General features: G+C 37.1%; 17 protein-coding genes. 13 read left to right on the plus strand and 4 right to left on the minus strand.

The genetic code is table 11. The features are described 5' to 3' along the window. The first annotated feature begins 304 nt into the window (after positions 1-304). From coxB to IEW44_RS06975, 6 genes are all read left to right on the plus strand, one after another. Positions 305-1,387 carry a cytochrome c oxidase subunit II gene (coxB, locus tag IEW44_RS06950; RefSeq protein ID WP_188614322.1) on the plus strand — a complete coding sequence of 361 codons (1,083 nt, stop codon included), beginning with the start codon at positions 305-307 and terminating at the stop codon, positions 1,385-1,387. A gap of 37 nt (positions 1,388-1,424) precedes the next feature. Then, a complete protein-coding gene (ctaD, locus tag IEW44_RS06955) occupies positions 1,425-3,329 on the plus strand; it encodes a cytochrome c oxidase subunit I (RefSeq protein ID WP_188614323.1) in 1,905 nt (634 codons plus the stop codon). Beyond that, on the plus strand, positions 3,329-3,955 hold the full coding sequence (locus tag IEW44_RS06960) for a cytochrome (ubi)quinol oxidase subunit III (protein ID WP_188614324.1): 627 nt from the start codon (positions 3,329-3,331) through the stop codon (positions 3,953-3,955). Before ctaD ends, IEW44_RS06960 begins: the two co-directional genes overlap by 1 nt. 1 nt (position 3,956) lies before the next feature. Continuing rightward, the gene (locus tag IEW44_RS06965) at positions 3,957-4,304 is read left to right on the plus strand and encodes a cytochrome C oxidase subunit IV family protein (RefSeq protein ID WP_188614325.1); all 348 of its coding nucleotides are present in this window, start codon (positions 3,957-3,959) and stop codon (positions 4,302-4,304) included. Positions 4,305-4,430: 126 nt separating this feature from the next. Further along, entirely contained in the window at positions 4,431-5,381 is a 951-nt protein-coding gene (gene ctaG, locus IEW44_RS06970) for a cytochrome c oxidase assembly factor CtaG (RefSeq protein ID WP_188614326.1), read from the plus strand. Between the two features lie 15 nt (positions 5,382-5,396). After that, positions 5,397-5,864 carry a DUF420 domain-containing protein gene (locus IEW44_RS06975; protein ID WP_373286134.1) on the plus strand — a complete coding sequence of 156 codons (468 nt, stop codon included), beginning with the start codon at positions 5,397-5,399 and terminating at the stop codon, positions 5,862-5,864. Between the two features lie 40 nt (positions 5,865-5,904). Here the strand turns inward: IEW44_RS06975 and IEW44_RS06980 are convergent, their stop codons facing one another. Further along, entirely contained in the window at positions 5,905-6,273 is a 369-nt protein-coding gene (locus tag IEW44_RS06980; protein ID WP_188614327.1) for a YugN family protein, read from the minus strand. A gap of 146 nt (positions 6,274-6,419) precedes the next feature. On the opposite strand from IEW44_RS06980, the gene IEW44_RS06985 reads away from it, so the two are divergent. Beyond that, positions 6,420-7,484: a CAP domain-containing protein gene (locus tag IEW44_RS06985; RefSeq protein ID WP_188614328.1), complete on the plus strand. Its 1,065-nt coding sequence runs from the start codon at positions 6,420-6,422 to the stop codon at positions 7,482-7,484. A gap of 42 nt (positions 7,485-7,526) precedes the next feature. Here the strand turns inward: IEW44_RS06985 and IEW44_RS06990 are convergent, their stop codons facing one another. Beyond that, positions 7,527-8,012, minus strand: coding sequence for a PaaI family thioesterase (locus IEW44_RS06990; RefSeq protein ID WP_188614329.1), 486 nt, complete (start codon positions 8,010-8,012; stop codon positions 7,527-7,529). Between the two features lie 79 nt (positions 8,013-8,091). Between IEW44_RS06990 and IEW44_RS06995 the strand changes: the two genes are divergently transcribed. Further along, complete coding sequence (locus tag IEW44_RS06995) at positions 8,092-8,541, plus strand: YlbF/YmcA family competence regulator (RefSeq protein WP_188614330.1); 450 nt, start codon at positions 8,092-8,094, stop codon at positions 8,539-8,541. Between the two features lie 36 nt (positions 8,542-8,577). Here the strand turns inward: IEW44_RS06995 and IEW44_RS07000 are convergent, their stop codons facing one another. Next, a complete protein-coding gene (locus IEW44_RS07000) occupies positions 8,578-9,486 on the minus strand; it encodes a glycerophosphodiester phosphodiesterase family protein (RefSeq protein ID WP_188614331.1) in 909 nt (302 codons plus the stop codon). 190 nt (positions 9,487-9,676) lie between these two features. Between IEW44_RS07000 and IEW44_RS07005 the strand changes: the two genes are divergently transcribed. Continuing rightward, positions 9,677-9,949, plus strand: a complete 273-nt coding sequence (locus IEW44_RS07005; RefSeq protein ID WP_188614332.1) for a YlbG family protein — start codon at positions 9,677-9,679, stop codon at positions 9,947-9,949. On the opposite strand, the gene IEW44_RS07010 is transcribed toward IEW44_RS07005, so the two are convergent. Continuing rightward, the gene (locus tag IEW44_RS07010) at positions 9,944-10,318 is read right to left on the minus strand and encodes a DUF7147 family protein (protein ID WP_188614333.1); all 375 of its coding nucleotides are present in this window, start codon (positions 10,316-10,318) and stop codon (positions 9,944-9,946) included. The two genes, IEW44_RS07005 and IEW44_RS07010, sit on opposite strands and share 6 nt — an antisense overlap. Before the next feature lie 55 nt (positions 10,319-10,373). Between IEW44_RS07010 and IEW44_RS07015 the strand changes: the two genes are divergently transcribed. The 4 genes from IEW44_RS07015 to IEW44_RS07030 all read left to right on the plus strand — a co-directional run bounded on the left by IEW44_RS07015 (position 10,374) and on the right by IEW44_RS07030 (position 13,986). Further along, a complete protein-coding gene (locus IEW44_RS07015) occupies positions 10,374-11,789 on the plus strand; it encodes an RNA polymerase II (protein ID WP_188614334.1) in 1,416 nt (471 codons plus the stop codon). 9 nt (positions 11,790-11,798) lie between these two features. After that, positions 11,799-12,356 (plus strand): 16S rRNA (guanine(966)-N(2))-methyltransferase RsmD, encoded by a 558-nt coding sequence (rsmD, locus tag IEW44_RS07020; protein ID WP_188614335.1) that lies wholly within the window; start codon positions 11,799-11,801, stop codon positions 12,354-12,356. A gap of 5 nt (positions 12,357-12,361) precedes the next feature. Beyond that, positions 12,362-12,847: a pantetheine-phosphate adenylyltransferase gene (gene coaD / locus IEW44_RS07025; RefSeq protein ID WP_188614336.1), complete on the plus strand. Its 486-nt coding sequence runs from the start codon at positions 12,362-12,364 to the stop codon at positions 12,845-12,847. A 95-nt stretch (positions 12,848-12,942) separates the two neighbouring features. Further along, on the plus strand, positions 12,943-13,986 hold the full coding sequence (locus IEW44_RS07030) for a SepM family pheromone-processing serine protease (RefSeq protein ID WP_188614337.1): 1,044 nt from the start codon (positions 12,943-12,945) through the stop codon (positions 13,984-13,986). Positions 13,987-13,995 lie beyond the last annotated feature (9 nt).

Below are 13,995 nucleotides of genomic sequence, written 5' to 3' on the forward strand. Positions count from 1 at the left end.
TTGTTATTTGTGACTCATGGGCTGAATATGTGAGAACGGTAAATGTAACTCTAATTATATCACCATACAATTCGTACATATGCGAATTTGCTCAGCATAGAGTATTGCTGAGTGGGTGCACATTACTGTAGATGTTTTTTATGAGCAAAAGGTTGCAACGTATTTATGGATAACATTCTACAATGAGAGCATGTGATACAGTAATGCACAATGATATGGACAAGCAGTTCACAATAAAAGAGCGCATTTACCAGTCGAAAAAGCACATGAAAATACAACAAAGAAAGAGGGGTTTAATTAAGCTATGATGAAAGGGCTTAAAAAATGGGGACTTTTCTCGCTTTTAGCAGCGATGATGGTATTCCTTTCAGGTTGTGGTGAAGAATTTATTTCTGCACTTAAGCCAGCAGGTGAAGTAGCACGCGAACAATACAATTTACTTATGTTAGCTATTACTATCATGACAATCGTAGTTGTTGTTGTAACTGTGATTTACTTAATTGCTTTCTTCAAATTCCGTCGTTCAAAAGTTGGCGAAGATGTAATACCGAAGCAAGTAGAAGGTAGTCACAAACTAGAGATTATTTGGACAGTTATTCCAATTATCTTATTACTAATCTTAGCTGTACCAACAGTAATGACAACTTACAAATTAGGTGACGTTGCAGCTATGGACGAAGTAGATGAAGACGGTAATCCAGTAGCACTTACAGTAGATGTAACAGCAAAATTATATTGGTGGGAATTCTCATATCCTAAATATGATATTGTTACTGCACAAGAACTTGTTGTACCAACAGGTGAAAAAGTTTACTTCAATTTAAAAGCTGCAGATGTTAAACACTCATTCTGGGTGCCTGCAATCGGCGGTAAAATGGATACTAACGTAGATAACTTAAATAAATTCTACTTAGTGTTTGACAAAGAGTCGGAAGACTTAAAAGATGGCGTTTTCTATGGTAAATGTGCTGAGCTTTGCGGTCCTTCACACGCATTAATGGACTTCAAAGTAAAATCAGTTAGTCCAGAGAACTTCGACAAATGGGTTGCAGCAATGCAAGCTACAGAAGGTCAAACAGCAGACCCTGAATCAACAGACTTAGGTGAAGCTACATTCGCACAAAGTTGTATTGGTTGTCACGCTGTTTCAGCAGTGGGCGCACCAGTTTCTTTACAACAAAACCCAGGTCCAAACTTAACAACGTTTGGTGACCGTAATCGTACAGCTGGTTTCATGGATCACACTGAAGAAGCACTTCAACAGTGGATCAAAGACCCAGAAAAATACAAGCCAGGTAACTTAATGACAGGTAAATATCAAGTTACTGACGAAGAAATTGAAGCATTAGCTTCATACATCATGGGCTTATCTGTAGAAGAAAAATAATGAATACAAGTTTAAATAATCGAGGGAGGTAGAAGTTGTGAGCTCGAGTGTAAAGAAAAAAGGCTTTGGAGCAACAGTATGGGACTACTTAACAACTGTCGACCATAAAAAAATCGCAGTAATGTACTTGCTTGGTGGTACGCTGTTCTTCGTAATCGCTGGTTTAGAAGCCGTACTTATGCGTATCCAACTTATGTATCCAGAAAACGACTTCGTTTCAGCTGGTACATTTAACCAACTATTAACGATGCACGGTACAACAATGCTATTCCTAGCAGCCATGCCATTATTGTTTGCATTTATGAACATGATTGTACCATTGCAAATCGGTGCACGTGACGTAGCGTTCCCATTCCTTAACTCATTAGGGTTTTGGTTATTCTTCCTAGGGGGACTATTCCTACACTTATCATTCTTCATGGGAGGAGCGCCTGATGCTGGATGGACATCTTATGCATCATTATCGCTTTACTCACCAGGGCACGGTGTAGATTTCTATGTTTTAGGTTTACAAGTATCAGGTGCTGGTACTTTGATTTCAGGTATCAACTTCTTAGTTACAATTATTAACATGCGCGCACCAGGTATGACATTTATGCGTATGCCATTATTCACATGGACTACATTTGTAACAAGTGCATTAATCTTATTCGGTTTCCCACCATTAACAGCAGGTCTTATTCTTTTATTATTTGACCGTATGTTCAGTGCGAAATTCTTTGATGTAATGTATGGTGGTAACACAATTATCTGGGAGCATTTATTCTGGATCTTTGGTCACCCTGAAGTATATATTCTAGTATTACCAGCGTTTGGTTTATTCTCTGAGATTATTCCAACGTTCTCACGTAAGCGTCTATTCGGATACTCTTCAATGGTATTCGCAACAATTTTAATTGGTTTCCTAGGCTTCATGGTTTGGGCTCACCATATGTTCACAGTAGGTCTTGGACCAACAGCGAACGCAATCTTCGCGGTAGCTACAATGGCAATCGCAGTACCAACAGGTATGAAAGTCTTTAACTGGTTGTTAACAGTTTGGGGCGGTTCAATTAAAGTTACGACACCAATGCTTTATGCACTTGGTTTCATTCCATCATTCGTAGCTGGTGGGGTTACAGGTATCATGCAGGCAACAGCGCCGCTTGACTACCAATTACACGATTCTTACTTTATCGTAGCTCACTTCCACTATGTAATCGTTGGTGGTATCGTATTAGGTCTATTAGGGTCAACACACTTCTATTGGCCATTATTCTTTAACCGTATGTTAAATGAAACATTAGGTAAAATTACATTCTGGATATTCTTCATTGGTTTCCATATGACATTCTTCCTACAGCATTTCTTAGGATTAATGGGTATGCCACGTCGTGTATTCACATACATGCCAGATCAAGGTTGGGATTTATTTAACTTTATTTCAACAATTGGTGCATTCTTAATGAGTGCAGGTGTAATTTTATTAGTGTTAAACGTTATTATTACAGCAATTAAAGGGGAACCAGCTGGTAATGACCCATGGGGCGATACTCGTACGCTTGAGTGGGCGATTCCACAGCCAATCCCATTCTATAACTTCCGTCAAACACCTCTTGTACGTGGTTTAGATCCATATTGGATTGAAAAACAAGAAGGTAACAAAGAAGGTATGGTTTATGCAGAGCCATTAGGCGATATTCATATGCCTAATAACTCAATTGTTCCATTTGTAATGTCATTAGGTTTATTCATTGCATCATTCGGTGCGCTTTATAGCCCACTAGGCGTTGCAGACGATTCACGTACTTGGGCAATCCCAGTATTAGTCATTGGTTTAGTTATCACTTTCGGCTCAATGATTTATCGTTCACTTAAAGATGATCATGGTTACTATGTAACTGTAGCTGAAATTGAAGCATTAGAAGAAGAATTATATGGCAAAAAAGGAGGTAACAAATAATGGACTACAACACTAAATTTACTCCACAAACTTGGCCTGAACATGCAGAACAAGCGACGTTGGAAGGTAAAAATAAGTTCGTAGGCTTTTGGTTATTCCTAGCTTGTGAGATTGTACTGTTCGCGAGTTTATTTGCTACTTACCTTGCACTTAAAAATAAAGGCCCAGCAGGTATGGAATTCACAACTCAAGAGTTATATGAATTACCACTTGCATTTGGCATGACAATGATTTTATTAACATCTTCATTAACTTCAGTTTATGCTATGTACCATATGAAAAACTATAACTTTAAAGGCGTTCAATTATGGATGTTCATTACTGTATTATTAGGTGCTTCATTCTTAGCATTAGAAGTTTATGAGTTTAACCACTATGTAGGTTTAGGCTTTACATTTGGTTCATCAGCTTTCGCTTCAGCATTCTATACACTTGTAGGTACACATGGTTTCCACGTATCTGTAGGTTTAGTATGGATTACAGCGTTAATTTTACGTAACGCTAAGCGTGGCTTGAGCTTATACAATGCTCCAAAATACTTTGTAGCATCACTTTATTGGCACTTTATCGACGTAGTTTGGGTATTTATCTTTACAGTAGTTTACTTGATGGGAGTGGTAGGTTAATATGGCACACGACACACCGACAGTAACACGTACTAGTGCTCAACATGAGTATTACAAACAAAACAACAAAGCAACAATGCAAAAGCAAGTTGTAAACTTTGCGATCATGATTTTCCTAACACTAGTAGCGTTCTCATTAGTGGGTGCAGGATTCTCTGCTAACTTAGTTTTACCAATCATTTTATTAATGGCTGGTGTACAAGTTGTTTTACAATTGTATTCTTTCATGCACATGGAAGAAAAAACAGCACACGAAATTGGTGTTGTTACAATGTTTATGTGGACAGGAATGTTCTTCGCATTCTTAATGATCCTTGCATTTGTAACAATCATTTGGTGGAACCTATAAGAAACACAAATAGCTATCCAGCGATGGATAGCTATTTTTTATTGTAAAATGTCACGCTTCGTTCATTGCAGTTGGCACCATCGCCCCTTATAATAAACATATTGAGGTTAAAGGAGTGCGGTATGCATGTCTATAAGTATTTTTGGCTTTAGAGCTTTATGGAACCCAGAGTTAATGGTTGGCGTGTTGTTATTAACAGCATTATATTTTTTAATAACTGTCAAGTTCCGTCATAAATTTAAAGAAAGCGAACCTTTAAAGCGAGAAGAAGCAATTTATTTTATTTTAGCAATGGTATTATTTTATGGTATTAAGGGAACGCCTATTGATTTAATGGGGCATATTTTATTTACGCTACATATGATTCAAATGGCATTAATGCTCTTATTATTGCCGATCTTCGTTATTAAAGGGATACCTTGGTGGGTTTGGAAACCTGTAGTAGAAGTACCTATTATTCGTAACCTGTTAAAAGTGTTTACACAGCCACTAGTCGCTATTTTACTGTTTATAGGGCTATTTTCTGTCTATCACTTACCAGTAGTCTTAGACTATGTTAAATTGAATACATGGTTACACGGTGGTTTTACCTTATTGTTATTTGTATCTGCTATGTTAATGTATTGGCCATTAATGAATCCGATACCAAATGGTAAGAAAATGAAAAATCTATATAGTATTGCATACATTATTGGGAATGCAGTATTAATTACGCCAGCATGTGCATTAATTATTTTTGCTGGAGAGCCTATTTATACGACGTATACAGATGGTGAGGCTTGGTTAAAGGCAATGGAATTATGTGTGCCTGTTGACACACTAGCGAGTTTACCAGTATCCATTTCAGGTCCAGAGACGTTTACATCTTTATCAACAGTAACGGATCAACAAATGGGTGGCGTTATTATGAAAATCTTACAAGAAATCATCTTTGGTGTTTTAATCACCATTTACTTTATGCGTTGGTACCGTGAAGACCGTGCAACAGCAGACGAAGTAACGGAAAAAGCATTAAAAGCGCATCAAGAAAAATGGCATAAAGAGCAAGAAAGCTTAAAACAACAACATTTGTCATAAAAGAGGAGAATCAGCATGGGTATTAGTGTTCCAGTGCTACCCACAATCAGTACAACCTTTATTGTTATTAGTGCGGTATTAGTAGCTATTGGGTGGGGGCTTATTGTTAAAGGAAAAGTAGAGGCGCATCGTAAAGTAATGATGGCTGCTGGAGTGGCAGCGTTAATCTTCTTTATTATATATGCTTCACGTACGATATTTATAGGTAATACAGCATTTGGTGGGCCGGATGATTTGAAAAAGTACTACACGTTTTTCTTAATCTTCCATATTACTTTAGCCACTTCGGGAGCTGTATTTGGCATTGTTAGTTTATTATCAGGTTTTAAAAATAATTTAAAGTTACACCGTCGCATTGGACCAATTACAAGTATTATTTGGTTTTTCGTAGCTATTACAGGCGTCGCTGTTTACTCCTTATTATATGTGTTATACACTGGTGGAGAAACAACATCTGTCATCAAAGCGATATTAGGTACGTAAATAAAAAAGACGATAAGCAAATGCCTATCGTCTTTTACTTTTATTGTGCTGTGATACCCATCTCAGCGAAATCTTTTTGTACGTTTGCTAACAGCTCTTCGCATTTTTTCACTAAGTGAGTTGGGAAAACTTCGTCTTCACCATATTCTACACCATGTGGATAGTAGTATTTACCGATTACAGGTTTTAAAATGCAAAGTTCAGCATTGTGTGCACCAACATCGCCAGATTTAGCATAAGTGAACACACGTAAGTAATAACGACCTTCGCGTACATCAAAACGACGGTCAAAAGTTTTACGGTCATAGTCCCACGCACCTGTGCACTCAAGTCCTTGACGTGCCATAATATCTTCAACTAGGTTTTGTGGTGCAACTATATCTTCAAGTTTTGTGTTTTCAATATACATGATATAATCCTCCTTCAGCTTTTCGTACAAATAATATACGCTCATTTTTATAATAGAGCAAAAATGCCTTTGTTGCAATGGCAACATTGTGTCAAGAGCGGTACAATTGCTATAATGAAGGGGATAAGAGAAAGGGAGGATTTTGAGTGAAGGCTTTATTTCGCATCTTATTAATTATGACAATTGCAACTTTCATTTTTTATAAATACTCACAAAACAAAGAGCAACCTCCTGTGCAAGATCAAGCACCTACACTCGAAATGCAAATTCATGCTAGCACAGCTTTACCACGTCCTAAAGAGGGTGTTTCAACATTGATTGGTAAAGATGAAGCAACTTTAATCGAACAATATGGAGAGCCTATTCGTAAAGAACCTTCAGCGTATCGTTATGAGTGGTGGGTGTATAATAAGAACCCAGATGAGTTTATGATGGTGGCCCTTTTAGATAAAGAAGTTAAACAAGTATTTGTAGCAGGTAGGGAGGTAGCTACCGCACCTTTTGAGATAAATTCTACGTTAGAAGAGGTGTACCGTACGACGATCATTGAGCCAGAAGTGATGCTTTCAGTAGAGGACACTTTATATACGTTTGCTTTAACAGATGACGATTTATCTGAACGTTTATTGGTAAAGTTTGAAGATGTCGTAGCTCAAATTTTTGTGAATACAAAAAATAAAGTGACAGGTATCCGTTTTTTTGATTATGAAACGTTAGTGAAGTTGCATCCATATGACATCACTTATTTTGATACAATTGTTGATCGACCTCGAACAAAGTTAGCCTTAAAAGGCGATGTAACGAAAGCTGTTAATAAACAAATTTTAGACTTGGTAAATTTACAGCGGCATTATAAAAAACAGAAGCCCTTAAAGAAAAATGAGATCTTGATGCAATTGGCTACCATGCATAGTGAAGAAATGGTAGAAGAAAACTATTTTGAAAAAGAATCCCCAACATTAGGTAATATTGAAGAACGTACAAAATCTTTTGGTTATCAAGCGGAAGAAGTAGATGAAGTAATCGGAGAGTTAATGCTAGACCCCATTGAATTAGTGCATGCTTGGTTAAACGATGAAGAACAACAAAAGATTTTGCTAGAAGGTACCTTTACACACACAGGTATTGGCTGTGAGCAAGATAAGTGTACACAAATTGTAGCTAAGCCAATTACTATACCTAGAGAGCCTTCACCTGTTGAACTCAAATAAGTCACTTCGATACTCTTGATTAGAGTAAGAAGTGACTTTTTATTACGTTCTTTTATCGATGACAAAGAAAGTGGCAGAAGATGTGGCAAGGCGTCTTTGATAGCTATCCTCAATCGTACATTGCATCACAAATGTCTTATTCCCACGGTGGATAAAAGTACCTTTGGCATATAAGATTGGGGCTGTTGTTGTAGCAATATAATTCATTGTTAAATTAGTTGTGACTACATTTTTACCTAAAGGGGCAGCGCGTGAAGCTAACCCTCCCATAGCAGCATCAGCAATTGTAGCAAGAATACCGCCATGCGGTACTTGAATACTATTTTGAATTAAAAGAGAATTTGGAATACTGATGATGCTATGATCTGCGTAAAATTCGCCGTGCATATGCAAGGTGGCATTAATATAGCGCGTATACTCCCATTGTTGTTTAGCATTAATCCCTTGTAAAAAATGCGTAATAGCTGTGACATCGTCTTTGGAAGCATTTTTGGCAACGACTGTCCATAATTTTTCTAAGTCTTTCATAAGGTGCTCTCCTTTCTACACAAATTTACTGATAACATATCACATTTTTGGTATGATAAATAGGATGGGAGGCATTATTATGATGATGACATCGGAGTGGGTTTCTGTTTTGGATGAGGTAGATGAATTAATTGAGATGATTAAACAATCTGAATTAGCCCAAGTATTAGCAGAAGCTCAACAAGCCGTTTATAACGATGAAACACTCGTTGCACAAATACGTGCATTTCAATATACAAAAGAACAATATGAGGATGTACAGCGTTTTGGTAAGTACCACCCTGATTATCAAAAGATTATGAAGGATATTCGCACACAAAAACGTGCGTTAGATTTACATGATAAGGTAGCCCAGTTGCGACTGGCTGAAAATGATTTTCAAGATTTATTAGATGAGATGAGCTTATTAATAGGGCAAAGTGTATCGCAGGCTGTGAAGGTGCCTGTGAGTAATCCGCTCTTAAATCACGCAAATAATGGCTGTGGCTCAGGTTGTGGCTCGGGTGGAAGCTGTTCATGTGCAGTATAAAAGAAGTTGACAAGTAAAATACTTGTCAACTTCTTTTTATTGTTTATATTGTTCAAATAAAACTTGAGCAATGTCTGGACGATCTGTAACAATACCTTTAGCACCGATGCGGATTAAACGATTCATTGTAACTAAATCATTCACATCCCAGAAATGTACAGGTACATTTAAGTTGTGTAAAAAATGAATAAATTTTGGTGAATCAAGTGATACAACACCAGACTTTGCAGGCACTTGGAATACGTCTGCAGAAGGATTATACAGGTGACCAAACTGGCTTGTGAAAGCTGTTACGGCTTTACGTACTTCAGTTTCGCTAGCGCCTAAAGCGACACGGTCTTGAGCGTATAAATTAAAACGTTCAATTTGCTCATTATAGAAGCTAGTGACAATCACACGATCTTGAACATCCGTTTCTTCAATTAAACGCCATAGTTTTGAAGGAATTAAACTACCTTCATAAGTATCAGGAGCATCTTTAATATCAATATTGATGATTTGTTCAGGGAACTTTTCAAACACTTCACGCAAAGTAATAGCATCTACTTGCTTATCGCGGAATGAATGATTGCCTTCTAAATCTTCGAAGTTATAGCCATGCTTAAACGCCTTAATTTCATCTAGTGTAAGGTCGGCTACTAAACCTACACCATTTGTTGTACGATCTACTGATGCGTCATGGAATACAAGAATCTCTTCATCTTTTGTAAGACGAATGTCAAGTTCTAATCCATCTACTCCAAGGTTTACAGCATTCTCAAATGCTTGTAACGTGTTTTCAGGTGCTAAGTGTGCACCACCACGGTGTGCAAATACAAGCGGTTTTTTGTTTTGAACAACAGCTTTACCTACGCGTTGTTGTGGTTTTGCAATCGCTTTTGTACCTGCCCAAGCTGCTGCGCTTGCTGCTGCAACAGCTAAGGCGATTTTAGTTTTCTTACCCATGATAATCCTCCTTAAAAGTGAAGTTACATTCATACTACTACAACATAGCTAAATATTGCGAGAAGAAAATACATGCAATATTTGCCATCATATCTATTATAACGGAAAAAGCCGTGAACAGTAAGCTAAACGCTGTTGCTATCAAAAACGCTCATATGTTATGCTTATTGAAAGAAAAGAGGGAGTTAAAATGAAGGAAAGACAAGGGATTATCGTCTATTTATATCAACTAAAACATGCTAAATCTTTACGTAAATATGGAAACATTCACTATATTTCACGCAAACAAAAGTATGTTGTAATTTATATGAATCAAGCAGATTTAGAAGAAACGATACAAAAAGTACAACGTTTACCATTTGTAAAAGAAGTCGTACCTTCGTATCGTCCATTTTTAAATACGGTATTTGAAAATGCTAAACCTGATAAAGCTAAAGAATACGATTATAAAATTGGTTTATAAATGTGGAATGTAGTGGTGCATACGTAAAATACCGATTAAATATTGATAGTATAGAGAAGTTTCATTAAAATCAGTCGATTTTTTCACTTCAATAGTAACAGGTTTTCGCTGTAATTTATGGACAGCATCAATGAATAATTGTGTGCGCTTGGAAGGTTTTGCCTCATTAAAAGGGATGCCTTCTCGACAAATATAAATCGGCATAAATTTACTATCCAAAGCAGGTTTAAAGGCTACAGCCAAAGAAACTTTTTCGTCAGCTTTAAAAATAAAAGCTTGGTGGAAACGAGTTTCGTTTGTATCAATTAATGTGAGTAATTCGTATACATCACCATAGCCATTCCCTAGTTCAATAAATTGTTGAATCATTTTTAACACATCCTTTCAAAAATATATCGTAACATGTTGCAGGAGGAACAGGCATATGAAATTTGCAGTTGGATTTTTTGCAGTGTTAGCAAGCTTGATTGGTGGCATGTTGTTTTTTCAATATCAAACCTATTCTACAGACTTAGAGCTTGGTAATGGCAATTTCTATTATTCACAAGAAATTGAAATTGTGTACCGTGATAACAGCCTAGATATTAGGCATCATTTTAAAGGGCTACCTAATCAACGTGTTGATTTAATATGGCCTGAAAACATACATAATCCAGATTGCCTGATTTCAGGCAAAAATAGTTGTAATCGAATTGATGAAGACTTAACACATATGAAAGTAGGCGAGACAAAAACGCAATCGGTATCATACGTGATCCCAATCGATGGCGGGTTAAGCCAAACGAAACTTTTAAAGAATATCTTTGCTACTTTAAAAAATGGTGAAGTATCTTATTCCGTTGTACATATTTCAACAGACAAAGCATTATCCGGCAGTTGGATATCAGGTTTACCTTTAGTTGGCGAGCAGCAATTATCCCTTGTGAATAATGTGATGTTTAGTGGTGAGGGCCCAGTCAATCAATTGTATTGGACTGTTAATCCTATGGCTATGCAAAAACAAACAGCTCATTATACAATTTATGGGAACGAAACGCCCACACCAGCCTTTTTAGCATCCATTGATGGAGTCGTGAAAGAAAAAGGACATTTGGCAATTGTAAAAGATGGTAATTTCATTAATGAAGAAACGAATGAGTTTTTATTTTTACAAGCCTATGATGTAGATACTATTGAGAATCAAATTATTATTAAACAAATTAAGCAACAATACAATATGAAAAAAGCACCTGCATGGTTGCAGGATATTATTGTAACAATAAATGCAAATAAAACCATTGGTAGTGATAAAGCGCAACAAGTATTAGCACAATTAAAAGAAGAAACTACGGATGCGCAATATGATGACTTTGCCAAACATATCCGTGATTTGAAGGGTGAGACAATTACATTAGCTATCATGGATGAGCAATTAGAAGCTGTCTTTGGTATGCCCACACATTATTTTGAACAAAATGATGCCTCTGAAACGGTATTCCCACTGTTGTTTAGTGATGAGCGTGCGGTTTATGTAAATGACTTTGAAAAAGAGGATGTAAAAGTTATTATAAAAGATGAACATATTTACTATACAGCTGATACTTTATTAACCCATTTAGGGTACTCTGCCGAAGAAGGCGATAAAGGCTATTATGTAAATAATGAGCAAAATGCGTATCGCTTCCCTCGTTTACCAGGGTTCTACGTTCATAATCAGACGCGTCACGACGTTAAATCAGAGCCTATTATTAAAGTGGCAGATCAATATTTGATTGAGGAGTCATGGTTGCAACGTATTTTTAATATTGAACTCGAAAAAAATGAAGGGAGTATTCGCATTCATTCAAATGAAGGAAAGTAAGGTGGATTTATGCGCGTAGTGGCAGGGGAGTGTAAAGGTATTCCATTAAAAAGTGCCCAAGGGGATAATACACGACCAACGACAGATAAGGTGAAGGAGTCATTATTTAATATAATAGGGCCTTATTTTGATGGTGGATTAGTCGTTGATTTATTTGCAGGTAGTGGTGGCTTAGGTCTCGAAGCTCTAAGTAGAGGGATGGACCACGGGATTTTCATTGAGAAAGATAATAAAGCTTTTCAAGCTTTGCAATACAATATCGCGAAATGCCGCTATGAAGAGCAAACGGAATGTTATCGTAATGATGCTACGCGTGCTGTAAAGGCATTGATAAAGCGAGATGAAGTGATTGACCTTATTTTTCTTGACCCGCCTTATGCAAAAATCATGTATTATGATGTTATTCACCAACTTGTTGAAGCGAACAAAATAGCAAAGGATGGCATGATTATTTGCGAGCATAGCAAACAATTTACGCTAGCTGAAGCTTATGGGGACTTTGTTTGTCAACGAACAGAAGTATATGGTGATATTGCAATTTCGATTTTCCAAACAAAGGGGGAATAGAGACTATGTCTCATCGCACAGCAGTAGTGCCAGGGAGTTTTGACCCTGTGACATTAGGTCATCTGGATATTATTAAGCGAGCAGCAGATGTATTTGATACGGTTTATGTTGCAGTCTTGAACAATTCATCGAAAAAATCATTATTTACGGTGGAAGAACGCATTGCTCTTATTAAAGAAGTCACGAAAGATTTCCTCAATGTACAAGTAGACGCTTCTAGTGGTTTACTTGTAGATTATGCGAAGTCTAAAAATGCAAAAGCAATTGTACGTGGTTTGCGCGCGGTTTCAGATTTTGAATATGAGATGCAGATTACCTCAATGAATCGTTTTTTAGATGAATCTATAGAAACCTTTTTTATTATGACGAAAAATCAACATTCTTTTTTAAGCTCTAGTATTGTTAAAGAAGTAGCCAAATATGGTAGTGATGTTACAGGATTAGTGCCAAAAATTGTCGCAGATGCGTTGGAAGAAAAGTTTAACAAGTGAGGATACAAGCGATACTCGATAAAGACAGAGTATCGCTTTTGTTTTTTGACAAAGTAGCGTGCTAAAATAAGAAGCAGTGTAAAGGAGGGATGACAATGAAACGCTGGTTATATTGGGCAATGTTCTTTGTCTTTTTGATTGTTATTAATTTTTATCGCTTAGATAGTTATATTATGCAACCAGGTAGTGCTTATGATGTGTCAGAGTTTATTGAAGTGAAAGACGCAAAACCGTATGAAGGTACACTTAATTTAATGACGATTGCACAAAGGCAAGCTACGCCTGTTACATATGCATGGGCTTTAATGAGCTCTACACAAGAAATTTTAGATGTAGGTCGTGTACGTCATCCTGATGAAGATGAGGATGAGTATGAGATGCGTCAACAAAAATTAATGCAAGACTCCCAAGCCAATGCGATTATCTCGGCTTTTCGTTATTTAAATAAGCCTGTGGAGGAAAAATTTAAAGGCGTATATTTAGTGCAAGTTGTAAAAAATGGTGCGGCAGATGGCAAGTTACAAGCGGGTGACCAATTAACAGCCATTGATCGCAAGCCAATTACAAGTATGGATATGCTTCAAACATATTTAAAGCCAAAACAATTAGGCGATGAAGTAAAAGTGACATATGAGCGTGATGGTGCGGAACATACAACCACGATTTTATTACAAAAAATCCCTGGCGATAAGGCGCAACGTATAGGGCTTGGCGTGAGCTTTATGGAGTCGTTAGAAGTTGTTACAGAGCCAGACGTTAAAGTTGAAGCTGGCGCTATAGGTGGCCCTTCAGCGGGGTTAATGTTTACTCTAGGTATTATTAATGCATTGAGTGCAGATGATATTACAAAAGGTTACCAAGTAGCAGGAACAGGAACAATTGATGCGGAAGGTAATGTAGGGCGTATCGGTGGCGCTAAGCAAAAAGTAATCGCAGCTGACCACGATGGTATGGAAATCTTCTTTGCGTTAGATGCCCCATTAGAACCTGAGTATAAAAAGGCTTTTCCTGATGCTGTCACAAATTATGAGGAAGCTGTAGCGACGGCGAAAAAAATTAAAACAGACATGAAAATTGTGCCTGTACAGACACTACAAGATGCTATCGATTACTTAGCCCAACTACCTCATAAAAAATAAGCGAACACC

Source organism: Lysinibacillus alkalisoli (assembly GCF_014643595.1).
GTDB classification, from domain to species: domain Bacteria; phylum Bacillota; class Bacilli; order Bacillales_A; family Planococcaceae; genus Metalysinibacillus; species Metalysinibacillus alkalisoli.